This is a genomic window from Streptomyces djakartensis (genome assembly GCF_014651075.1).
In the GTDB taxonomy this organism is placed as follows: domain Bacteria; phylum Actinomycetota; class Actinomycetes; order Streptomycetales; family Streptomycetaceae; genus Streptomyces; species Streptomyces djakartensis.
Genome location: NZ_BMWE01000009.1, coordinates 97254 through 118584 on the forward strand (window position 1 = coordinate 97254; position 21331 = coordinate 118584).

The window sequence follows — 21331 nt, forward strand, 5'->3', positions numbered from 1 at the left end:
ACCGTTTCCACCTGTAGGCTCTGGCCGGCAGGAGTCGGGTGCGATACGGCGAGGTGGCGCGACCGGATGGGGCTGAGTCTGGCGACGGCGCAGCGATGGGTGGAGCGCTGGGAGCTCCAGCAGCAGCGGTACGCCGTCGACCGCGAGGAGCGGTTCACGGTGATCGCCGATGTCATCGAGCACGCCACGGCCGGGTGCGCGACTCCACCCCTCGTCGTGGACCTCGGCTGCGGGCCCGGTTCCCTCGCGGCCCGGCTGATCCGGCGGCTGCCGGAAGCGGAGATCGTGGCCGTGGACCGGGACCCCCTCCTGCTGGAGCTGGGCCGCACCCACCACCCGGACGCGGCCCGCTACGTCGACGCCGAGATCGGCGCGCCCGGGTGGACGTGGGCCCTGGGTCTGGACCGGCCCCTGGACGCGGCCGTGTCCACGACGGCCCTGCACTACCTCGACCGTGACACCCTCCTGCGTACCTACCGGCAGCTCGCCACGCTGCTGCGGCCCGGCGGGGTCCTCGTCAACGGCGACCACCTCCCCCAGGACGACACGGGTCCGGCCGGGTTCGCCGCCCATGTCGGGCGGTGCCGGGCCGACCGGCAGCGGGTGTTCGCGCACGAGGACTGGGGCTCCTGGTGGGCCGCCGTCTCCGAGGACCCCGAGCTGGCGGACCTGCTCGCCGAGCGCCGCCGCCGTGAGGCGTCTCTCGACACCGGCCGCCCCGCCGAGCTCCCCCTCTCCGCCCATCTGGAGCTGCTGCGGCAGGCGGGTTTCACCACGGCGGGCCCGGTCTGGCAGTACGGCGAAAGCTGTGTGGTCGTCGCGGTCCGCTGATCCGGGCGTCGCCCCTGCGCCGCCCTCGGCTCGCGCGCGGCGCCGGCTGCGCCCGCACACAGTGCCCTCTGCGCGGGTCACGGGACGAGGGGGCGGACCTCCTCGGCCACGAAGCGGACGAAGCCCTCGGGGTCCGGCTCATCACCGGTGGGTTCGAGGACGACGGTGTCGGCACCGGCGGCGACCAGGCGCTGAACGGCCTCGGCCACCGCACCGGCGTCGCCGGCGACTCCCAGGCCGGGGATCCCGTCCGTGCCGGAGGCGGTGCGCTCGGCCTGGAGGCGGGCGGCGGCGTCCCGCCCGGTGGCGGTGAGGAGATAGACGACCACGCGATGGGAGCCGGTGCGGCCGGCCGCCGCGCGGCCCTCGTCGATGAGCCGGCGGGCCCTGCGCACGCCGTCCGGCGGGGTGGCCTCACTGAGCAGCGTGCCGTCGGCGGCCTCGCCCGACAGGCGCAGCGAACGGGGTCCGGTGACGCCGGCGAGCACATCGGGAGCGGTCGGCGGAGGCCAGTCGAGGCCGACGTCGTCCAGCTTCACGTACCGCCCGTCGACGGTGACGCGCTCGCCGCGCAGCAGCGCCCGGAGCGCGTCGAGGTACTCACGCAGCAGCGTGACCGGCGACTCGGCCCGCGCTCCGACCTGCCCCATCCAGTCCTGTACGCCGTGCCCGACGGTCAGCGTGAAGCGCCCGGGGAAGAGCCGGTCCAGGGTGGCGGCCTCCATCGCGGTGAGGGCGACGTTCCGCAGGGGCACGGGGATCAGTCCGATGCCCACCCGCAGCCGTTCGGTCCAGGCGAGCGCGGCCGACGCGGTGGCGACCCCGCCCTCCAGGAAGCAGTCCTCCCAGAACCACAGCTCCTCCAGCCCCGCAGCCTCGGCGGTGCGGGCTATGTCACGCAGCTTCTCGGGGGGCAGCTGAGGCCGGAAGACAGCACCAAGGGTAGTCATGGGGCCTTACTACCCTTGGCGCCCCGCCATGAACAACTGCTTTGCGGCGCCCGGCTCTTGGACCGGTGAGCCCCCGCGGACCCGGGCCGCTCTCCGGTTCGGTCCACCGTCGTGTTCAGCCCCGGGTCGGGGTGATGGCCTGGTCCCTCGACGCGGGCGGCACCGGGCACGAGTGCGCCGGTCAGGGGGGACCGCAGCTGATCCTCACCCCTTCGGTGAGGGTGCGCCGCTTCCCTACGGAAGCACGGCGAAGCCGTCCAGTTCCACCAGCGCCTCCTCGTCCCACAGCCGGACGACCTCGACGACCGCCATGGCGGGATAGTCGCGTCCCGCCAGTTTCCGCCACAGCCGGCCCAGTTCGCGGGCGTGGGTGCGGTACGCGGCGACGTCCGCGGCGTAGACGGTGACCCGGGCCAGGTCGGCGGGCGTGCCGCCGGCCGCCGCGAGGGCGGTCAGCAGGTTGGTCAGCGCCTTGGCGAACTGCTCGGGCAGGGTCCGTCCGGTCACCTTGCCGTCGGCGTCGAGCGCGGTCTGGCCCGCCAGGAACACCACGCGGGAGCCGGTGGCCACGACGGCGTGGGAGAAGCCGGCCGGCGGCGACAGGCCGGGCGGGTTGACACGCTCGCAGGTCACCGTGCCTCCTGGTGGGCCGCGTACAACTCCTTGGCGATGATGCCGCGTTGCACCTCGCTGGCGCCTTCGTAGATGCGCGGGGCGCGGACCTCGCGGTAGAGGTGTTCGAGCAGATGGCCGCGCTGCAACGCGCCGGCGCCGTGCAGCTGGACGGCCGAGTCGACCACGTACTGCGCGGTCTCGGTGGCGAGCAGTTTCGCCATGGCGGCGCGCTGCGGCACGTCGGGGGCGCCCGTGTCGTACGCGGTCGCCGCCGCGTAGACCATCAGCCGGGCCGCCTCCGTGCGCAGGGCCATCTCGGCCACCGTGTGAGCGACCGTCTGGAGGTCCCTCAGCTTGCCGCCGAAGGCGTCCCGGCCCGCGGTGTGGGCGAGGGTCGCGTCGAGGGCCGCCCGGGCCATGCCGACCGCGAAGGCGCCGACGCTCGGGCGGAACAGGTTGAGCGTGCCCATGGCGACCCGGAAGCCTCGGTCCACTTCGCCGAGCACGTCGTCGGCCGTCACCGGTACGGCGTCGAAGTCGAGCGCGCCGATGGGGTGCGGGGAGAGCATGTCGAGGCCGGTTCCGGTCAGGCCCGGGCGGTCGGCCGGCACGAGGAAGGCGGTGACGCCGCGGGCCCCCGCACCGGGAGCGGTCCGGGCGAAGACGGTGTAGAAGTCGGCCTCGGGGGCGTTGGAGATCCAGCACTTGCGGCCGGTGAGCCGCCAGTGGCCGGGGCCGTCGCCCTCCGCCCGCAACGCCAGCGCCGCCGCGTCCGATCCGGCGCCCGGCTCGCTCAGCGCGAAGGCCGCGACCGCCGTGCCGTCGGCCACCCGGGGCAGCCAGCGGGCTCGTTGGGAGCCGGTGCCGTGGGCGTGCACGGGATGTGCGCCGAGCCCCTGCAGGGCGAGGGCCGTCTCGGCCTCCGTGCAGCCGTGGGCGAGGGACTCGCGCATCAGGCACAGGTCGAGGGCGCCGGAGCTGAACAACCGGCCGAGCAGTCCCAGGCCGCCGAGTTCGGCGAGCAGGGCTCGGTTGACACGGCCCGGTTCGCCCTTGCCGGCTAGCGGGCGGAGCCGTTCCGCGGCCAGGGTGCGCAGTTCGGCGCACCAGGCGAGTTGTGCCGGTTCGAGTGAGAATGCGGTCATCGCCGGTCCCTTCTCCACCGCCCCGCCTCCCGGCCGGACCGCTCCGAGGCTATCGCGGACCGTTGACTGTCGTCACCAACACGATACGCTCCAGGAGCGAGCCCACCACGCCAAGGGGGCGAATCGTATGAATCCACGGGGTACGGCTCACGTCGACACCTTCGCCCGTGACCATCTGCCACCCCCGGACCAATGGCCCGAGCTCCGCTTCGACCTGCCGGAGCTGCGCTACCCCGAACGGCTCAACTGCGCCGCCGAACTGCTGACCGGCCCGCCCGACGACCATCCGGTCTTCCGCACCGATGCCGGCGAGCCATGGACGTACGCCGACCTGCGCGCCCGGGTCGACCGCATCGCGCACCTGCTCACCGGCGAGCTCGGCATCGTCCCCGGCAACCGGGTGCTGCTGCGCGGCCCCACCACGCCCTGGCTCGCGGCCTGCTGGCTGGCGGTGCTCAAGGCGGGAGCGGTGGCGGTCACCGTGCTGGCCCAGCAGCGTGCCCACGAGCTGAGCACGATGTGCGAGATCGCCCGGGTCCGGCACGCCCTGTGCGACATCCGGGCCGTCGACGACCTCGCCAAGGCCGAGATCCCGGATCTGCGGATCACGACCTACGGCGGTGACGCCCCGGACGACCTCCTGAGACGCCCGGCTCCCGGCACCGCGTACGCGGCCGTCGACACGGCGGCCGACGACGTGGCCCTGATCGCCTTCACCTCCGGCACCACCGGCCGCCCCAAGGGCTGTGCGCACTTCCACCGGGACGTCCTGGCGATCGCCGACACCTTCTCCCGGCATGTGCTGAAACCGCGCCCCGACGACGTGTTCACGGGCAGCCCGCCGCTGGGCTTCACCTTCGGCCTCGGCGGTCTGGTGGTCTTCCCGCTGCGGGCCGGGGCGAGCGCCCTGCTCCTGGAACAGGCCGGTCCCGGGCACCTGCTGCCCGCCATCGCCCGACACCGGGTCTCCGTCCTGTTCACCGCGCCGACGGCCTACCGCGCGATGCTCGACGAACTCGACGGGCACGACGTGTCGTCCCTGCGCCGCTGCGTCTCCGCCGGGGAGAACCTCCCGGCGGCCACCTGGCACGCCTGGCGGGAGCGCACGGGCCTGCGCGTGATCAACGGCATCGGGGCCACCGAGCTGCTGCACATCTTCATCTCCGCGGCCGACGAGCGGATCCGGCCCGGGACGACGGGTGTTCCGGTGCCGGGCTGGCAGGCGCGCGTGCAGGACGCGCACGGCGAGCCGGTGCCCGACGGGGAGCCGGGACTGCTGGCCGTGCGCGGGCCGGTCGGCTGCCGGTACCTCGCCGACCCGCGGCAACGGGAGTACGTGCGCGGCGGCTGGAACATCACCGGCGACACCTACGTCCGCGAACCCGACGGCTGGTTCCGGTACGTCGCCCGCGCCGACGACATGATCATCTCGGCCGGGTACAACATCGCCGGGCCCGAGGTCGAGGACGCGCTGCTGCGGCACCCGGACGTGGTGGAGGCGGCGGTCGTGGGGCGGCCCGACGAGGCACGCGGGCAGGTCGTGGTGGCCTTCACCGTCCTCAAGGAGGGCGCCGAGCGGGACGCCGAGGCACTGCGCGCCTTCGTGAAGCAGGAGCTGGCGCCGTACAAGTGCCCGCGCGAGATCGTCTTCCTGGACGCGCTGCCGCGCACCGCCACCGGCAAACTCCAGCGGTTCCGGCTGCGCGCCGAGGGAGTCCCGGCCGACGGCCGGGAAAAGGACCGGGAGTGATCCGTACGACCTAAGATGATCAACGTGTCCGACCAGCATGCACCACGGTCTCTCATCGTCACGTTCTACGGCGCGTACGGCCGGTTCGTGCCGGGCCCCGTGCCCGTCGCCGAACTGATCCGGCTGCTCGCCGCGGTCGGGGTGGACGCCCCGTCCGTACGCTCCTCGGTGTCGCGGCTGAAGAGACGCGGACTGCTCGCGCCCGCCCGGACCGCGCAGGGCGCGGCCGGGTACGAGCTGTCCCCGGACGCCCGGGAGTTGCTCGACGACGGCGACCGGCGCATCTACGCCACGGCCCCGCCCGGGGACGAGGGCTGGGTACTCGCCGTGTTCTCCGTGCCGGAGTCCGAGCGGCAGAAGCGGCACGTGCTCCGCTCCCGGCTGGCCGGTCTCGGCTTCGGCACGGCCGCCCCGGGCGTGTGGATCGCGCCCGCCCGGCTGTACGAGGAGGCCCGGCACACCCTGCAGCGGCTGCGGCTCGACGCGTACGTCGACTTCTTCCGCGGCGAGCACCTCGGCTTCGCGCCGACCGCGGACGCCGTCGCCCGCTGGTGGGACCTGGCCGCCATCGCCAAGCAGCACGAGGCGTTCCTCGACCGGCACGCGCGCGTACTGCGGGACTGGGACAAGCGCGAGGACACCCCGCCCGAGGAGGCCTACCGCGACTATCTGCTCGCCCTGGACTCCTGGCGCCACCTCCCCTACGCCGACCCCGGTCTGCCGACCGGACTGCTGCCCGCGGACTGGCCGGGGGCACGCTCGTCGGCGGTGTTCCGGGGCCTGCACGAGCGGCTGCGGGACGCGGGCGCCGACTTCGTGGGGCTGCTCGGCTCGCCGGGATGAGCGGCCCCGCCCGCGTGCTCAGCTCCCCAGGCTGAGCCGCGGTCTGGGCGCGTCCGTGCGTCCGGTCTGCGGGCGGCGGCTGCCCGCGCGGTAGGGGGCGGGCCACACGGCGCCCCGGCCCGAGTAGCCCTGTTCGGCCGCCGCGTGCAGCGTCCAGTGCGGGTCGTAGAGGTGCGGGCGGGCCAGCGCGCACAGGTCCGTACGCCCCGCCAGGATCAGGGAGTTGACGTCGTCCCAGGAGGAGATCGCGCCGACCGCGATCACCGGGACGCCGGTCTCGTGACGGATCCGGTCGGCGAACGGCGTCTGGTATGACCGCCCGAACTCCGGCCGTTCCTCCGCCACGACCTGCCCCGTCGACACGTCGATCGCGTCGGCTCCGTGCGCGGCGAAGGCCCGGGCGATCTCGACGGCCGTCTCGGCGGTGACGCCGCCCGCCGCCCAGTCGGTGGCGGAGATCCGGACCGTCATGGGGCGCTCCCCGGGCCACACGTTCCTGACGGCGTCGAAGACCTCCAGCGGGAAGCGCAGCCGCTTCTGCGGGGAGCCCCCGTAGGCGTCGGTGCGCCGGTTGGTGAGCGGGGAGAGGAAGCCGGAGAGCAGGTAGCCGTGCGCGCAGTGCAGTTCGAGCAGGTCGAAGCCGGCCCGGGCGGCGCGGGCGGCGGCCGAGGTGAACTGTTCGCGGAGGTCGGTGAGCTGGGCGCGTGACAGTTCGCGCGGGGTCTGGCTGAACGGCTTGTACGGGAGCGCGGAGGCGGCCACGAGCGGCCAGTTGCCCTCCTCGAGCGGCTCGTCCATGCCCTCCCACATCAGCTTGGTGGAGCCCTTGCGGCCGCTGTGGCCGAGCTGCACGCCGATCGCGGTGCCGGGCGCCTGCGCGTGCACGAAGTCGGTGACGCGCCGCCACGCCTCGGCCTGGCGGCCGGTGTAGAGGCCGGCACAGCCGGGTGTGATCCGGCCCTCCGCGCTGACGCACACCATCTCGGTCATCACCAGCCCGGCCCCGCCCAGCGCCCGCGCGCCGAGATGGACGAGGTGGAAGTCGCCGGGGACGCCGTCGACCGCCGAGTACATGTCCATGGGGGAGACGACGACCCGGTTGCGCAGGGTCAGGCCGCGCAGCCGGAAGGGGGTGAACATCGGGGGTGTGCCGGGCGGGCAGCCGAACTCGCGCTCCACGGCCTCGGTGAAGCGCGGGTCGCGCAGCCGGAGGTTGTCGTGCGTGACGCGGCGGCTGCGGGTGAGCAGGTTGAAGGCGAACTGGCGGGGCGGCTGGTCCAGGTACAGGGCGAGGTTCTCGAACCATTCCAGGCTGGCCCGGGCCGCGCGCTGCGTGGAGGCGACGACCGGCCGCCGCTCCGCCTCGTACGCTGCCAGGGCCTCCGCCGGCGTGTCGTGTTCCGCCAGGCAGGCGGCCAGGGCCAGGGCGTCCTCGACGGCGAGCTTGGTGCCGGAGCCGATGGAGAAGTGGGCGGTGTGGGCGGCGTCGCCGAGGAGGACCACGTTGCCGTGCGACCAGTGCTCGTTGACGACCGTGCGGAAGGTCGTCCATGTCGAGTTGTTGGACTTCAGGGGGTGGCCGCGGAGTGCTTCCGCGAAGATCTTGGCGCAGCGTTCGATCGACTCGGCTTCGCCGAGTTCGTCGAAGCCGGCCGCGTGCCAGACCTCCTCGCGCATCTCGATGATCACCGTGGAGGAGCCTGGGGCGTAGGGGTAGCCGTGCAGTTGCATCACGCCGTCTTCGGTCTCGGCGATCTCGAAGCGGAAGGAGGTGAAGGGGAAGTCCGTGGCGAGCCAGATGTAGCGGCAGCGGTGGGACGTGAGGTGGGGGCGGAAGGCGTCGGCGTGGGTCTCGCGGGTGGTGCTGTGGACTCCGTCGGCGGCGATGACCAGGTCGTGGCTCCGCGGGAGGTCCTTCGGGGCCTCGGTGCGGAAGCGGAGGTCCACGCCGAGTTCCCGGCAGCGGGTGTGGAGGATCTCCAGGAGCCGCTTTCTGCCGAGTGCGGCGAAGCCGTGTCCTGAGGAGGTGTGCCGGGTGCCGCGGTGGACGATGTCGATGTCGTCCCAGCGGACGAAGTCCTTCTGGAGGGCCTCGTAGACCTGCGGGTCGGCGTGTTCTATGCCGCCGAGGGTCTCGTCGGAGAGGACGACGCCGAAGCCGAAGGTGTCCTCGGGGGCGTTGCGTTCCCAGACGGTGATGTCGCGAGCCGGGTCGAGGCGTTTGAGGAGGGCGGCGGCGTAGAGGCCGCCCGGGCCGCCGCCGATGATCGCGATGCGCAGGGGGTGGTTCGGGTCGTGGGGTGGCTGCGGGTGCGTGGGGGCTTGTCGCGCCCCGCGGCGGAGCCGCAGATCGACACAGCCCCGCGCCCCTTTTGGGACATCCACTATCGTCCGCTCCATTTGGGAGGGCGTTTCTCTGTGAAGGCGGCGTGGAACTCGGCGTAGTCCTCTCCTGTCATCAGGAGGGCCTGGGTGGAGGCGTCGAGTTCGATCGAGGCCGCCAGGGGCATGTCCAGCTCCGCCGTGAGCAGGGCCTTGGTCTGGGCGTGGGCCAGGGCCGGGCCGTCGGCCAGGCGGCGGGCCAGGTGCCGGGCCGCCTCGTCGGCCTGTCCCTCCTCCGTCAGCTCGCTGATCAGGCCGATGCGCTCGGCCTCGGGGGCGCGGACCGGGTCGCCCAGCATGAGGAGGCGGGTCGCGTGGCCCAGGCCGACGACCCGGGGCAGGAGGTAGGCCGCGCCCATGTCGCCGCCGGAGAGGCCGACCCGGGTGAAGAGGAAGGCGAAGCGGGCCGTGGGGTCCGCCACGCGGAAGTCGGCGGCCAGTGCGAGCACCGCTCCGGCGCCCGCCGCCACGCCGTGCAGGGCGGCGATCACCGGGAAGGGACACTCCCGGATCGCGCGGACCACCTGGCCGGTCATCCGGTTGAAGTCCAGGAGCTGGGCGGTGTCCATCCCCAGGGTGGCACCGATGATCTCGTCGACATCGCCGCCGGAGCAGAAGCCGCGCCCCTCACCGGCCAGCACCAGGGCCCGTACGGACCGCTCCCGGGACAGCTCGGCGAGCAGGTCGCGCAGGTCGGCGTAGGCGCCGAAGGTGAGCGCGTTGAGCTTGGCGGGGCGGGCGAGGGTGACGGTGGCGACACCTTCCGTGACGCCGACGCGCAGGTGCTCCCAGCCCGTGGTGCGGGCGGCGGAACCGGTGAAGGGACTCATGACGGGCGGCCTCCTCGGGCGGGCACTGCCTCACTGAGTTCTGCCCCACGAAGTTATCACTCATTCGTGACTGTCGTCATGAGTACGCGATAGGCCGTTCGGGTATGGAGTGCGTAGGGGTTCCGGGCGCACTCCGGGCCGGTTACGTCCGTCACAGATCATCCACACCGGTGTAACGGCGGGAGCAGCTGTGCGCGGCACCGCTTTCACCTGGGTAAGCCGTGCGGCAAGGGAGCCGACGGCCCCCGACGGTGCCCCTCGGTCGCCTCCGGAAAGGGGCGCCGTACCATTCATCAGGTTGAAAGCAGGATGTCCTGCGCCATGAACGGACCCGCCTTGTACGAACTGCCCTCAGCCCCCGCCTCCTGGCGCGTCGCGCTGCCGCACACCGTCGCGGCGGTGCCCGTGGCCCGTGCCCTGGTCCGTACGGCGCTGGCCGAGCATGAGCACGGGGCCGACTGCGACACCGCGGAGCTGCTCACGGCGGAGCTGGTGGCCAACGCCGTGGAGCACACCTCCGGCGGGAAGCAGATAGAGCTCGTGGTGGAGCTGATGCCGTCGGGCTGCCAGGTCGAGGTGCACGACACCGACCCGGCGCCGCCCGGCGACCTCACGTGTCCGGCCGTCGAGATGCCCGACCCGTGGCAGGAGCACGGGCGCGGTCTGCTGCTGATCCGCGCCCTGAGCTCCTCGTGCGGGCACCGGTCCACCGATTCCGGCAAGGCGGTGTGGTTCAGGCTGCCCGTGGTGCCGGCTCAGCGGCGGTCCCCGGCCTGAGGACGGCCCCGTTCAGCCGAGCGTGGCGACCAGGACCGCCTTGATGGTGTGCAGGCGGTTCTCCGCCTCGTCGAAGACGACGGAGTGCGCCGACTCGAAGACCTCGTCCGACACCTCCAGGTACTCCAGGCCGTGGGCCGCGTGGATCTCCTGGCCGACCTTGGTGCCGAGGTCGTGGAAGGCGGGCAGGCAGTGCAGGAACCTCACGTCCGGGTTGCCGGTGGCGCGCAGGACGTCGGTGGTCACCGCGTAGGGGGCGAGGGCGGTGATGCGCTCCTCCCAGACCTCCTTCGGCTCGCCCATGGAGACCCAGACGTCCGTGGCGACGAAGTCGGCGCCGCGGACGCCCTCGTCCAGGGCCTCGGTGAGCGTGATGCGGGCGCCGCTGTTCCCGGCGAGCTCGCGGGCCCGGTCGACGACCTCCTCGGCCGGCCAGTACGCCTTCGGCGCGACGAGACGCACGTCCATGCCGAGCAGGGCGCCGGTGACCAGGTAGGAGTTGCCCATGTTGAAGCGGGCGTCGCCCAGGTACGCGAAGGCCATCGCGTTCAGCGGCTTGGCGCAGTGCTCGGTCATGGTCAGCACGTCGGCGAGCATCTGGGTGGGGTGCCAGTCGTCGGTGAGCCCGTTGTAGACCGGCACGCCCGCGTACGCCGCCAGCTCCTCCACCTTCTGCTGGCTGTCACCCCGGTACTCGATCCCGTCGTACATCCGGCCCAGCACCCGCGCGGTGTCCCTGACCGACTCCTTGTGGCCGATCTGCGAGCCGGACGGGTCGAGGTACGTCGTCGAGGCGCCCTGGTCGGCCGCCGCCACCTCGAACGCGCAGCGGGTGCGGGTGGAGGTCTTCTCGAAGATCAGCGCGATGTTCCTGCCCCGCAGGTACTGCGTCTCGGCCCCGGCCTTCTTGGCGGCCTTCAGTTCGGCGGCCAGCTCGACCAGGCCACGGAACTCCTCCTCGGTGAAGTCCAGCTCCTTGAGGAAGTGGCGGCCGGCGAGGGCGGTCGGGACTGTCGCCATGGGGGCGCTCCAGGGATGCGGATGGGGAACAGGACTCCTGGAATACTATACAAAGCTCAGCATGTCTATACAGTGGGCTCCGGGGGGCGCCTCCGGGGGGCCTACACGGGCTCCCGTTCGACCGGGCAGCTCATGCACCGCGGGCCGCCCCTCCCCCGCCCCAGCTCGCTCCCCGGGATCTCTATCACCTCGATGCCCTGTTTGCGCAGGTGGGTGTTGGTCGTGGCGTTCCGTTCGTAGGCGACCACCACGCCGGGTTCGACGGCCAGGACGTTGCAGCCGTCGTCCCACTGCTCGCGTTCGGCCGCGTGCACGTCCTGGGTGGCGGTCAGCACCCGGATCTCGTTGAGGCCGAGCGCGGCGGCGATCGCGCGGTGCATGTGCTCCGGCGGATGGTCGGTGACCTTCAGTTCCTTCTCCCCGACGCCCGGCTCGATGGTGTACGAGCGGAGCATGCCGAGGCCCGCGTACTGGGTGAAGGTGTCGCCGTCGACCATGGTCATCACGGTGTCGAGGTGCATGAACGCACGCCGCTTGGGCATGTCGAGCGCCACGATCGTCTCGGCGGACCCGGCGGCGAACAGCTTGTGGGCGAGCATCTCCACGGCCTGGGGCGTGGTGCGCTCGCTCATGCCGATGAGCACCGCCCCGTTGCCGATGACGAGGACGTCCCCGCCCTCGATGGTGGACGGGTAGTCGGCCTGGCCCTCGGACCAGACGTGGAAGGCCTCGTCCCGGAACAGCGGGTGGTGCCGGTAGATCGCCTCGAAGTGCACGGTCTCGCGCTGCCGGGCCGGCCAGCGCATGGCGTTGATGGAGACACCGTCGTAGATCCAGGCGGAGGTGTCCCGGGTGAAGAGGTGGTTGGGCAGCGGATCCAGCAGGAAGTCGTCCAGTTCCATGACGTGGAAGCGCACCGAGGTGGGCTCCGGGTGCACGTCCAGGAACTCGCGTTTGGTCATGCCGCCGATCAGCACCTCGGCGAGTTGCGGCCCGGGCAGGTTCTCGAAGGCGGCTCTGAGGTGGTCGGTGGCGAGCGGGCCGTACTCCTTCTCGTCGAAGACCCGGTCCAGGACGAGCGTTCTGGCCGCCGGGACCCCCAGCGTCTCGGCCAGCAGGTCACCGAAGAGGTGGACGGTGACGCCCCGGTCGCGCAGCACGTCGGCGAACCCGTCGTGCTCCGCGCGGGCCCTGCGCACCCACAGCACGTCGTCGAAGAGCAGCGAGGTCTTGTTGCTCGGGGTGAGCCTTTTGAGCTCCAGATCGGGCCGGTGCAGGATGACGCGGCGCAGCCGCCCGGCCTCGGAGTGGACGTGGTATGCCATGCCTCCATCCTGACCACCGGAGCGCGCGTTGACGCGCTCCTCACGCGTTTCCGCGCCCTCTAGTTACCGTCCGACTGACGACAACGGAACGCTGCCGGGCCCCCTGGGCAGCGGCCGAAGCAGCCCCGGCCGGGCCGGGGTGCGGCGCGTCGCCCGCCCCCGTTCGAGCGCGGCCGCCCGGGCGGCGATCCGGTCGGGGGCGGTCCGGCGGCATCTCCACCGCGGGATCGACGGTGCGCGAGCCACTCGGTTCGCGGTGCGGGGTGCGGCCGTGCGGCACGGATGAGCGCGGCGCGGCACCGCCTCACGCAGCCGGCGGCCGGGGGGTGCGGGCCGGGGACGGCAGCGCGGCCCTGCGCGGCAGGGCGGCCGCTGGTCAGCGGCGTGCACCGCCGGACGGCTCTACCGGCGGCGCAGCACGAAGCAGTACGCGGCCCCTCGGCCTCCTCGGCGCCCTCCGCACCGGCGGGCCCGGTCCCGCCGGAAGCCCGTGACGCCGGTGAAGGCGCAAACGGGACGGGAGACACCACGTCCGGCCGGGCCCGTCCCAAGCGGGACGGATCCGGCCGGAACCGCGTGGCGTCACAGCCGGGGGTCCACCGGCTCCGACTCCAGCGCCAGCACCCCGAACACCGCCTCGTGCACCCGCCACAGCGGCTCGCCCCCGGCCAGCCGGTCCAGCGCCTCCAGGCCCAGTGCGTACTCGCGGATCGCCAGCGACCGCTTGTGGTTCAGGAACCGCGAACGCAGACGGGCCAGGTTCTCCGGGCGCGTGTACTCGGGACCGTAGATGATCCGCAGGTACTCACGGCCGCGGCACTTGATGCCGGGCTGCACCAGACGGCCCGCCGGGTCGCGGACCAGTGCGCCGACCGGCTTCACGACCATGCCCTCGCCGCCGCGGCCGGTCATCTCCAGCCACCAGTCGACACCGGCCTGGACGGACTCCGGGTCGGCGGTGTCGACGTACAGCCGCCGCGTGGTCTGGAGCAGGCCGCTGCCGTCGTGCTCGACGATGCGGTCGAGCAGGGCGAGCTGCTCGTCGTGCGGCAGGGCGGCGAGGCTGCGGCCCTGGACCGCGAGGATCTGGAACGGGGCCAGGCGGACACCGTCCAGGCCGTCGGTGGTCCAGCAGTAGCGGCGGTAGGCGTCCGTGAACGCGGCGGCCTCGGCGGACCGTTCGCGGGTGCGGGCCAGCAGGCCGGTCACGTCGACGCCCCGCGCCGCAGCGCCCCGCAGCGCGGCCAGCGCGCCCGGGAACACCGCGCCGGACGCGGCCCCCACGGCGGCGTACTGCGAACGGAGCAGCCCGGACGCCTTCAGCGACCACGGCATCAACTCGGCGTCCAGCAGCAGCCAGTCCGTCTCCAGCTCGCCCCAGAGACCGGCCTCACCGACCGCCGTGCGCACCCGGTCGAGTATCTGCTCGGTGAGGGTGTCGTCGTCGAGGAAGGGACGTCCGGTGCGGGTGTAGAGGGTGCCGGTCGGGCCGTCCACCCCGAAGCGCCTGCGCGCCGCGTCCGCGTCGCGGCAGACCAGCGCCACCGCCCGCGAGCCCATGTGCTTCTCCTCGCACACGACCCGCGCGACGCCGTCCCGCGCGTACTGGGCGAAGGCCTCGGCCGGGTGCTCCAGATAGCCGTCGAGTTGCGAGGTCGCCGACGGCGCCATGGTCGGCGGCAGGTACGGCAGCAGCCGCGGGTCCACCGCGAAGCGGCTCATGACCTCCAGGGCCGCCGCCGCGTTCTCCTCGCGGATCGAGATCCGGCCCTGGTGCCGGGTCTCGACGACCCGGCGGCCGTGCACGTCCGCCAGGTCCAGCGGACGGCCGTCGTGCCCACCGGGCGCCTCGCTGCGCAGTGGCCTGGCCGGCTCGTACCAGACCCGCTCCGCCGGGACGTCGACCAGCTCGCGCTCCGGCCAGCGCAGCGCGGTGAGCTTGCCGCCGAACACCGCGCCGGTGTCCAGGCAGATGGTGTTGTTGAGCCAGGTGGCCTCCGGGACCGGGGTGTGCCCGTAGACCACCGCCGCCCGGCCGCGGTACTCCTCCGCCCACGGGTAGCGCACCGGCAGGCCGAACTCGTCGGTCTCGCCGGTCGTGTCGCCGTACAGGGCGTGGCTGCGGACCCGGCCGGAGGTGCGGCCGTGGTACTTCTCGGGCAGACCGGCGTGGCAGACGACCAGCCGGCCGCCGTCGAGGACGTAGTGGCTGACGAGGCCGTCGATGAACTGCCGTACCTCGGCGGCGAACTCCTCGCTCTCGCCCGCCATCTGCTCGATGGTCTCGGCGAGGCCGTGGGTGTGCTGGACCTTGCGGCCCTTGAGGTGACGCCCGAACTTGTTCTCGTGGTTGCCCGGCACGCACAGGGCGTTGCCCGACTTCACCATCGACATGACGCGGCGCAGCACGCCCGGGCTGTCGGGGCCGCGGTCGACCAGGTCGCCGACGAAGACGGCGGTGCGGCCCTCGGGGTGGGCCCCGTCGGTGTAGCCCAGCTTGCCGAGCAGTGTCTCGAGTTCGGCGGAGCAGCCGTGGATGTCGCCGATGATGTCGAAGGGGCCGGTGAGGTGGGTCAGGTCGTTGAAGCGCTTCTCGGTGACGACCGTGGCGTTCTCGACGTCCTCCACACCCCGCAGGACGTGCACCTTGCGGAAGCCCTCACGCTCCAGGTGCCTGAGGGAGCGGCGGAGTTCGCGGGTGTGGCGCTGGATGACCCGGCGGGGCATGTCCGCGCGGTCACCGCGGGCCGCGTTGCGCTCGGCGCACACCGCCTCGGGCACGTCGAGCACGATGGCTATCGGGAGTACGTCGTACCGCTTGGCCAGGTCGATCAGCTGCCGCCGGGCGTCGGACTGGACGCTGGTGGCGTCCACGACGGTGCGGCGGCCCGCGGCCAGGCGCTTGCCCGCGATGTAGTGCAGGACGTCGAAGGCGTCCTTGGTGGCGCTCTGGTCGTTCTCGTCGTCCGAGACGAGCCCGCGGCAGAAGTCGGACGAGATGATCTCGGTCGGCTTGAAGTGCCGGCGGGCGAACGTGGACTTGCCGGAGCCGGAGGCGCCGACGAGCACGACGAGGGAGAGGTCGGTGACGGGGAGCACCCGTCCCGTGGTCCTGGTCTCGGTGGTCATGCGGCCTTCGCCTCCTTCGGGTTCCTCATCATGAACACGGCCATCTGGGTGGGCGGCCCCACCTCCGGGTCGTCGGGCCCGACAGGCACGAAGTCGACCTCGTAGCCGTGCCGTTCGGCGACGGCCCCGGCCCAGGCCCGGAACTCCGCGCGGGTCCACTCGAAGCGGTGGTCGCCGTGCCGGACATGACCGGTCGGGAGGCTCTCCCACCGCACGTTGTACTCGACGTTCGGGGTGGTCACGAGGACCGTGCGCGGCCGGGCCGAGCCGAACACGGCGTACTCCAGGGCGGGCAGCCGGGGCAGGTCGAGGTGCTCGATGACCTCGCTGAGCACGGCGGCGTCGTACCCCTTGAGCCGGCGGTCGGTGTAGGCGAGCGAGCCCTGGAGGAGCTTGACGCGCGCGGCCTGCCGCTCCCCCATGCGGTCCAGCCTCAGCCGCCGGGAGGCGATGGTGAGCGCGCGCACCGACACGTCCAGCCCCACGATCTCGGTGAACGCCGGGTCCTTGAGCAGGGCCTGCGTCAACTGGCCCTGGCCGCAGCCCAGATCGAGCACCCGGGCCGCCCCGGATGCCTTGAGCGCGGCGGTGATCGCCTCCCGGCGCTGCTCGGCCAGCGGGGTCGGACGCTCCTCGGTCCCGGTCTCCGCCTCGACCGCGTTGTCGATCTCCTCGATCTCGCTGTCGTCCGTCTCCGCGAGGCGCACCAGCTCCAGTCGCTCGGCGGCCTGCCGGGTCAGCGACCAGCGGCGCGAGAGGTACCGGCTGGTGATCAGCTTCTGCTCCGGGTGACCGGCCAGCCAGCCCTCGCCGGCGCGCAGCAGCTTGTCGACCTCCTCGGAGGAGACCCAGTAGTGCTTGGCGTCGTCCAGGACCGGGAGGAGGACGTAGAGGTGCCGCAGCGCCTCGGCGAGGGTACGACCTGTGGACTCCAGTTCGAGCCGGACGTACCGGGAGTCCCCCCACTCGGGGAACTCGGTGTCCAGCGGCACGGGTTCGGCGGTGACCGTCCAGCCGAGCGGCTCGAAGAGCCGCCGTACGAGGCCGGGGCCGCCGCGGGCGGGCAGCGCGGGCACTTCGATGCGCAACGGCCGTGGCGCTGCGGGCAGTTCGGGCCGGGCGTTGCAGACGCCGCGCATCGCGCTGGAGAAGACGCCGCTCAGCGCCACCGCGAGCAGGGAGGAGGCCGCGTACGGGCGGTCGTTGACGTACTGCGCGAGTGCCGCGTCCGGGGCGCCGCCCCGGCCCTTGCCCTTGCCGCGCCGGACCAGCGCCACCGTGTCGACCTCAAGCAGCAGCGCCGCCGTGCAGCGCTCGGTGTCCGCCTCGGGGTAGAGGACGTGGGCCGTGCCGTAGGAGGTGGAGAACGTCTGCGCCTTCTCGGGATGCTTGTGCAGCAGGAAGCCGAGATCGGTGGCTGGGCGCTCCGGGGTGCCAAAGGTGCTGATGGTCAGGAACACGGTGGGTCGACCTCGATCAGTGGTCTGAACTGCGGATACGCCCCACCGTACCGACCGGGCACCGGCGGCACCCGGGATTTTCGCGGGCTCTACGACAGCTGGGACTGCACCTGCGAGGAGATCAGCTCCAGGTGGTCGAGGTCGTCCAGGTCGAGGATCTGGAGGTAGATCCGGCTCGCGCCGGTCTGCGCGTACCGGCCGATCTTGTCCACGACCTCGGCCGGGGAGCCGGCCAGGCCGTTGAGCTTCAGCTCGTCGGCCTCGCGGCCGATCGCGGCGGCCCGGCGGGCGACCTCCGCGTCGTCCCGGCCGACGCAGACGACCAGCGCGTTGGAGTAGATCAGGTCGTCACCGCTGCGGCCGGCCTCCTCGGCGGCGGCGCGCACCCGGCCGAACTGGCGCTCGGTGTCCTCGATCGAGGCGAAGGGGATGTTGAACTCGTCCGCGTACTTCGCGGCCAGCCGTGGGGTGCGGGTGGCGCCGTGGCCGCCGACGAGCACGGGGATCCTCGCCTGCGCGGGCTTGGGCAGCGCGGGAGATTCCGTGAGGTCGTAGTAGGTGCCGTGGAAGTCGTAGGTCTTGCCCAGCTCCGTCCCCCACAGGCCGGTGACGATCTCCAGCTGCTCCTCGAGGCGGGCGAACTTCTCCTTGGGGAACGGGATGCCGTAGGCCTTGTGCTCCTCCTCGAACCAGCCGGCTCCAAGGCCCAGCTCGACGCGTCCGCCGGACATCTGGTCGACCTGCGCGACCTGGATGGCGAGCACACCGGGCAGCCGGAAGGTGCCGGCGGTCATCAGGGTGCCGAGCCGGATGCGCTTGGTCTCGCGGGCGAGTCCGGCCAGGGTGATCCAGGCGTCGGTGGGGCCCGGCAGGCCGTCCCCGGATCCCATGCGCAGGTAGTGGTCGGAGCGGAAGAAGGCGTCGAATCCGAGATCCTCCGTGGCCTTGGCCACGGTGAGGAGGGTGTCGTAGGAAGCCCCCTGCTGGGGCTCGGTGAAAATGCGAAGATCCATGTTTCCATCCTGCACTCCGGGTCGCGCGACGAGGAGACCGGTCCTCCGTGCCGCCGGGTCCCCGGTCGGGTGAAATTACGTCCATACCGCGTGTGCCACGTGACCGGTCCGGTGACCGGCCCCGGTCATGATCGTTGGCTCGGGCGGAGCCGGGGCCCCCGGCTTCCGCACCGGCCGGCGAGCGCCGGGGCGTCATCCGCGTCGGCCTCCCCGGGGGCCAGGGGCCGAGGAGGTCGTCATGTCCGAAGAGACCGCGCCGCAGCAGGGCGGGGCCGGGCAGCCGAAAGGGCTGCTGCAGCAGATGGAGGAGCTGATGGCGGCGCTGAACGCGGACCTGTCGGCGCTGGACGCGGAACTTCAGGCGGCGGGGAACGCCGGGCGGGGGCCGGGCGGGCAGGAGCCGATCGGCTGAGACCGGGCCGGAGCGTGCGGGGCGGGGCCGAGCACGCGGGCACCTCCACTGCGGGCCCCTCCCCTACCCCGCCTCCATCTCCGGCAGTGCCTGCTCCCGGTCCGCGAGTCTGCGGAGCATCTCCAGGACGCGGTCGCGGGACTCGTCCGCCGCGTCGATGGCCTCCATGCACTGCCAGTACGTGCCCTCGTCGTCGGCCGCGCAGGCGAGGCCGACCAGGGCTATGCCCACCTCGCCCAGGAGGCCGCCGAGGTACATCAGGGTGTGGCGGGCGTCGCCCAACTCGGTGAGCTGGCCCGCCCGCAGCTCGCCGGGGGCCAGATCCGGCGGGTCGAGGACGCCGCAGCCGCGCCCCGCCAGCTCGGTCAACCCCAGGGCCTCACCGCGCAGTTCGGGCGGGCCGGCGACCGCCAGCCGACTCCCTATGGCCTGCGCCAGGGCCTGCGCCTGCCACACCTCGGCCAGGATCTCCAGCACTCCGCTTCCCGCGGCCAGGGACCGCCTGCTCGTCACGATGAGCCGCACCGCGTCCATGCGCTGCCCCCGTCCTGTCGCGACGCGCTCCGCGCGTCCGTCCGCCCTAACTCCCTTGTTCACTACCCAGAGTGAGGGCGCTTGAGACGAAAAGCCAGAGGAAGACGGAAATTAACGGACAACGATTCGGATTCGGGCCGCACTTTGGTTACTCACTGTACAAACGGATTGTGCGGCTCCTAGATCGGGAACCTCCGCTCGTTCCGATCGATCTTCGCGTCGAGCGCGGCGAGCGGGTCGACGCCGAGCACCTCGCACAGCTGGAGCAGGTACGCCAGCACGTCGGCGATCTCGTCGGTGACGCGGTGCGCGGTGTCCGGGTCGCTCATGACGCGGGCCGACTCCTCGGGTGTCAGCCACGTGAAGATCTCGACCAGTTCGGACGCCTCCACGCTCAGCGCGGCGGCCAGGTTCTTGGGGGTGTGGTACGGCTGCCAGTTCCGGGCGGCCGCGAAGTCGGCCAGCCGTCGCTGCAGTGTTGCCAGGTCCAGGGGTTCGTCACTCACGGTTCAGGTGTACCACCGTGACCCCCTTCACCCCGTCGGCCCACGAGGCCTCACCGACCGCGCCGACCAGGCGGATGTGCCCCCGCTCGCACATCCGGGCCGCCAGTCGCAGCAGCTCGTGCCGCTGCCCGGCGTCCAGACACCGGTCGAAGCCGTCGGCGAGGACGGTGAGGGTCTGGAAGGCGGCGGGGACCTCGCCGGCCGGGTCGACCTCCAGCACACCGGGGCCGGTGAGCAGGACCAGCGCGAGGGCGAGGTAACGCAGCTCGCCGTCACCGAGCCGCCGCAGGTCGGTGGTGATGCCGTCGCCGCGGTCCAGCATCGCGCGCAGAGGTGTGCCGGGCCCTTCGGGCATCGGGCCGGCGAACACGTCCGTGACCGGTCCGGCGCAGCCGGCGCGGACCGCGGCGACGAACTGCGCGTGCCGCCGCCCGCATTCGGCGCGGGTGCGCCCCAGGACGTCGGCGAGGTTGCCGCAGCGGCCGCCCAGCCGGCCGGAACCGGGCGGTACGGGGCCGCGCATGTCGCCGGGGTCGGGGTCGCAGGCGAAGACGGACCGCAGGGCGACCACCATCTGCTCGGCGGCGGCCAGCACCCTGCGCTGCCCGGGCGTCTTGCCGGCCACGCGCAACGGCAGCAGAGGGGTGCCCAGCCGGTCGTCCGGCAGGGGGCCACGGGTCACCGGCGTCGGCCCGGCGGTGTGCCAGGCGGCCTGTACGGCGCGCTTCCCGGGGTCGCGCAGGGCGGTCTCCAGCAGGACCAGTCCGTCGGCGCTCAACCGCTCGCCCACGACGCGCAGTTCGGGCTCGGCCTGCACGGCGACGTCGAGCCGGACCGGACCGGCCGGGCCGTCGGCCGTGCACCCGATCCGGAAGCCGCGCCGCCGCTGCGCGTCGGGCCGGGACCGCTCCGGCACACAGGCGACAGCATCCGGGAAGACCTCACCGAGCCCGGCGCCCCCGGCGAGCCGGGCGAGCGCCTCGTACGCCAGCAGCGCGCTGGACTTGCCGCAGCCGCTGGGACCGGCGAGCAGGGTGAGCGGCCCGAGCGGGAGCACGGCGCGGCGGTGGGCGGCGAAGGCGGACAGCCGCAGTTCGGTGATCCTGGGGCGGGCGGTGTGTGCGGCACCGGCCGTGGGAGGGCCGGGCGGCACCGGGGAGGCGTGAGCGGGGGGCTGGGTCATATCCGGACGGTAGGACTTCGCTCGACCCCACCGGCAGGACGAACCGTTCCCCCTGTGGGGCCTTCCTACGATCGAGCGACCCCTACTTCGGGCGGGGGGCTCGCACGGGACTCACATCCCCGGGATGCCGACGCCCTCCATGAGCCCCGTCACCTCGGTACCCGCCGGGGTGAGCAGGAACACGTTGCGGTCGACGCGGTGCATGCCGCTTCCCAGGCCGAAGACGACACCGGTGCTGAAGTCGAGGACGCGTTTGGCGACGTCCGTCTCCGCGCCGGTCAGGTCGAGCAGCACGGGCACGCCCGCCATCAGCCTCTCGGCGACGTCACGCGCGTCGGCGAAGACATTGACGCGCAGGACGACGAAGCGGCGCCGGGTCTCGGTCACGGCCTCGGGTATGGACCGCTGGCCGACGGAGGACGGCCAGGCGTCCCGGCCCCGCAGCGGCACGACCTGGGCGAGCCCTTCCCACTGTTCGTCGGTGACATCGCGGCTGTTCACCGGCATGCTCCGTCCTGGCTCGCACTGGCTGTCTGCATCGGCCAATTGTTGCGCACTGTCACCCGTTCGGCCCAACAGCGACACGCTCCGCGATCTCAATGCACCTCACAACGGCCGGGAGGCGG

Annotated in this window: 19 protein-coding genes; 5 read left to right on the top strand and 14 right to left on the bottom strand. The window is 72.8% G+C overall.

Features of this window, described 5'->3' with window-relative positions:
* Positions 1-66 precede the first annotated feature (66 nt).
* Complete coding sequence (locus IE212_RS17155) at positions 67-831, top strand: class I SAM-dependent methyltransferase (protein WP_190198731.1); 765 nt, start codon at positions 67-69, stop codon at positions 829-831.
* Between the two features lie 77 nt (positions 832-908).
* Here the strand turns inward: IE212_RS17155 and IE212_RS17160 are convergent, their stop codons facing one another.
* The 3 genes from IE212_RS17160 to IE212_RS17170 all read right to left on the bottom strand — a co-directional run bounded on the left by IE212_RS17160 (position 909) and on the right by IE212_RS17170 (position 3541).
* Positions 909-1781 carry an LLM class flavin-dependent oxidoreductase gene (locus IE212_RS17160; RefSeq protein ID WP_190198732.1) on the bottom strand — a complete coding sequence of 291 codons (873 nt, stop codon included), beginning with the start codon at positions 1779-1781 and terminating at the stop codon, positions 909-911.
* Positions 1782-2015: 234 nt separating this feature from the next.
* Complete coding sequence (locus IE212_RS17165; protein WP_190198733.1) at positions 2016-2414, bottom strand: RidA family protein; 399 nt, start codon at positions 2412-2414, stop codon at positions 2016-2018.
* Entirely contained in the window at positions 2411-3541 is a 1131-nt protein-coding gene (locus IE212_RS17170) for an acyl-CoA dehydrogenase family protein (protein WP_190198734.1), read from the bottom strand. The genes IE212_RS17165 and IE212_RS17170 overlap by 4 nt, the downstream gene beginning before the upstream one ends.
* Before the next feature lie 127 nt (positions 3542-3668).
* On the opposite strand from IE212_RS17170, the gene IE212_RS17175 reads away from it, so the two are divergent.
* Positions 3669-5291 (top strand): AMP-binding protein, encoded by a 1623-nt coding sequence (locus IE212_RS17175; RefSeq protein WP_190198735.1) that lies wholly within the window; start codon positions 3669-3671, stop codon positions 5289-5291.
* 15 nt (positions 5292-5306) lie between these two features.
* Positions 5307-6134, top strand: coding sequence for a PaaX family transcriptional regulator (locus IE212_RS17180; RefSeq protein WP_190198736.1), 828 nt, complete (start codon positions 5307-5309; stop codon positions 6132-6134).
* Positions 6135-6152: 18 nt separating this feature from the next.
* On the opposite strand, the gene IE212_RS17185 is transcribed toward IE212_RS17180, so the two are convergent.
* Both IE212_RS17185 and IE212_RS17190 read right to left on the bottom strand, forming a co-directional pair.
* Complete coding sequence (locus tag IE212_RS17185; RefSeq protein WP_373301400.1) at positions 6153-8519, bottom strand: bifunctional salicylyl-CoA 5-hydroxylase/oxidoreductase; 2367 nt, start codon at positions 8517-8519, stop codon at positions 6153-6155.
* Positions 8519-9346: an enoyl-CoA hydratase family protein gene (locus IE212_RS17190; RefSeq protein WP_190198738.1), complete on the bottom strand. Its 828-nt coding sequence runs from the start codon at positions 9344-9346 to the stop codon at positions 8519-8521. The genes IE212_RS17185 and IE212_RS17190 overlap by 1 nt, the downstream gene beginning before the upstream one ends.
* Before the next feature lie 321 nt (positions 9347-9667).
* Here IE212_RS17190 and IE212_RS17195 point away from each other — a divergent pair, with 321 nt between their 5' ends.
* Entirely contained in the window at positions 9668-10123 is a 456-nt protein-coding gene (locus IE212_RS17195; protein ID WP_229864393.1) for an ATP-binding protein, read from the top strand.
* Between the two features lie 12 nt (positions 10124-10135).
* On the opposite strand, the gene argF is transcribed toward IE212_RS17195, so the two are convergent.
* The 5 genes from argF to IE212_RS17220 all read right to left on the bottom strand — a co-directional run bounded on the left by argF (position 10136) and on the right by IE212_RS17220 (position 18070).
* The gene (gene argF, locus IE212_RS17200) at positions 10136-11143 is read right to left on the bottom strand and encodes an ornithine carbamoyltransferase (protein ID WP_190198740.1); all 1008 of its coding nucleotides are present in this window, start codon (positions 11141-11143) and stop codon (positions 10136-10138) included.
* A 101-nt stretch (positions 11144-11244) separates the two neighbouring features.
* Positions 11245-12468: an arginine deiminase gene (locus IE212_RS17205; RefSeq protein ID WP_190198741.1), complete on the bottom strand. Its 1224-nt coding sequence runs from the start codon at positions 12466-12468 to the stop codon at positions 11245-11247.
* 582 nt (positions 12469-13050) lie between these two features.
* A complete protein-coding gene (locus tag IE212_RS17210; RefSeq protein ID WP_190198742.1) occupies positions 13051-15597 on the bottom strand; it encodes a polynucleotide kinase-phosphatase in 2547 nt (848 codons plus the stop codon).
* Complete coding sequence (locus IE212_RS17215) at positions 15594-17057, bottom strand: 3' terminal RNA ribose 2'-O-methyltransferase Hen1 (protein WP_190198743.1); 1464 nt, start codon at positions 17055-17057, stop codon at positions 15594-15596. Before IE212_RS17215 ends, IE212_RS17210 begins: the two co-directional genes overlap by 4 nt.
* An 89-nt stretch (positions 17058-17146) precedes the next feature.
* A complete protein-coding gene (locus tag IE212_RS17220) occupies positions 17147-18070 on the bottom strand; it encodes an LLM class F420-dependent oxidoreductase (RefSeq protein WP_190198744.1) in 924 nt (307 codons plus the stop codon).
* Between the two features lie 238 nt (positions 18071-18308).
* On the opposite strand from IE212_RS17220, the gene IE212_RS17225 reads away from it, so the two are divergent.
* Positions 18309-18482 carry a hypothetical protein gene (locus IE212_RS17225; protein WP_190198745.1) on the top strand — a complete coding sequence of 58 codons (174 nt, stop codon included), beginning with the start codon at positions 18309-18311 and terminating at the stop codon, positions 18480-18482.
* A gap of 63 nt (positions 18483-18545) precedes the next feature.
* On the opposite strand, the gene IE212_RS17230 is transcribed toward IE212_RS17225, so the two are convergent.
* The 4 genes from IE212_RS17230 to IE212_RS17245 form a co-directional block, all read right to left on the bottom strand.
* A complete protein-coding gene (locus tag IE212_RS17230; protein WP_190198746.1) occupies positions 18546-19016 on the bottom strand; it encodes a DUF6099 family protein in 471 nt (156 codons plus the stop codon).
* 179 nt (positions 19017-19195) lie between these two features.
* Positions 19196-19522, bottom strand: coding sequence for a nucleotide pyrophosphohydrolase (locus tag IE212_RS17235; protein WP_190198747.1), 327 nt, complete (start codon positions 19520-19522; stop codon positions 19196-19198).
* The gene (locus IE212_RS17240; protein ID WP_190198748.1) at positions 19515-20705 is read right to left on the bottom strand and encodes an AAA family ATPase; all 1191 of its coding nucleotides are present in this window, start codon (positions 20703-20705) and stop codon (positions 19515-19517) included. The genes IE212_RS17235 and IE212_RS17240 overlap by 8 nt, the downstream gene beginning before the upstream one ends.
* Before the next feature lie 111 nt (positions 20706-20816).
* On the bottom strand, positions 20817-21212 hold the full coding sequence (locus IE212_RS17245) for a cell division protein SepF (RefSeq protein ID WP_190198749.1): 396 nt from the start codon (positions 21210-21212) through the stop codon (positions 20817-20819).
* Positions 21213-21331 lie beyond the last annotated feature (119 nt).

Excerpts from the sequence above, each read along its gene's own strand:
- IE212_RS17155 (WP_190198731.1), top strand. The coding sequence starts at position 67 with ATGGGGCTGAGTCTGGCGACGGCGCAGCGATGGGTGGAGCGCTGGGAG.
- IE212_RS17160 (WP_190198732.1), bottom strand. The coding sequence starts at position 1,781 with ATGACTACCCTTGGTGCTGTCTTCCGGCCTCAGCTGCCCCCCGAGAAG.
- IE212_RS17170 (WP_190198734.1), bottom strand. The coding sequence starts at position 3,541 with ATGACCGCATTCTCACTCGAACCGGCACAACTCGCCTGGTGCGCCGAA.
- IE212_RS17175 (WP_190198735.1), top strand. The coding sequence starts at position 3,669 with ATGAATCCACGGGGTACGGCTCACGTCGACACCTTCGCCCGTGACCAT.
- IE212_RS17180 (WP_190198736.1), top strand. The coding sequence starts at position 5,307 with ATGATCAACGTGTCCGACCAGCATGCACCACGGTCTCTCATCGTCACG.
- IE212_RS17190 (WP_190198738.1), bottom strand. The coding sequence starts at position 9,346 with ATGAGTCCCTTCACCGGTTCCGCCGCCCGCACCACGGGCTGGGAGCAC.
- IE212_RS17195 (WP_229864393.1), top strand. The coding sequence starts at position 9,668 with ATGAACGGACCCGCCTTGTACGAACTGCCCTCAGCCCCCGCCTCCTGG.
- argF (WP_190198740.1), bottom strand. The coding sequence starts at position 11,143 with ATGGCGACAGTCCCGACCGCCCTCGCCGGCCGCCACTTCCTCAAGGAG.
- IE212_RS17205 (WP_190198741.1), bottom strand. The coding sequence starts at position 12,468 with ATGGCATACCACGTCCACTCCGAGGCCGGGCGGCTGCGCCGCGTCATC.
- IE212_RS17210 (WP_190198742.1), bottom strand. The coding sequence starts at position 15,597 with ATGACCACCGAGACCAGGACCACGGGACGGGTGCTCCCCGTCACCGAC.
- IE212_RS17220 (WP_190198744.1), bottom strand. The coding sequence starts at position 18,070 with ATGGATCTTCGCATTTTCACCGAGCCCCAGCAGGGGGCTTCCTACGAC.
- IE212_RS17225 (WP_190198745.1), top strand. The coding sequence starts at position 18,309 with ATGTCCGAAGAGACCGCGCCGCAGCAGGGCGGGGCCGGGCAGCCGAAA.
- IE212_RS17230 (WP_190198746.1), bottom strand. The coding sequence starts at position 19,016 with ATGGACGCGGTGCGGCTCATCGTGACGAGCAGGCGGTCCCTGGCCGCG.
- IE212_RS17240 (WP_190198748.1), bottom strand. The coding sequence starts at position 20,705 with ATGACCCAGCCCCCCGCTCACGCCTCCCCGGTGCCGCCCGGCCCTCCC.
- IE212_RS17245 (WP_190198749.1), bottom strand. The coding sequence starts at position 21,212 with ATGCCGGTGAACAGCCGCGATGTCACCGACGAACAGTGGGAAGGGCTC.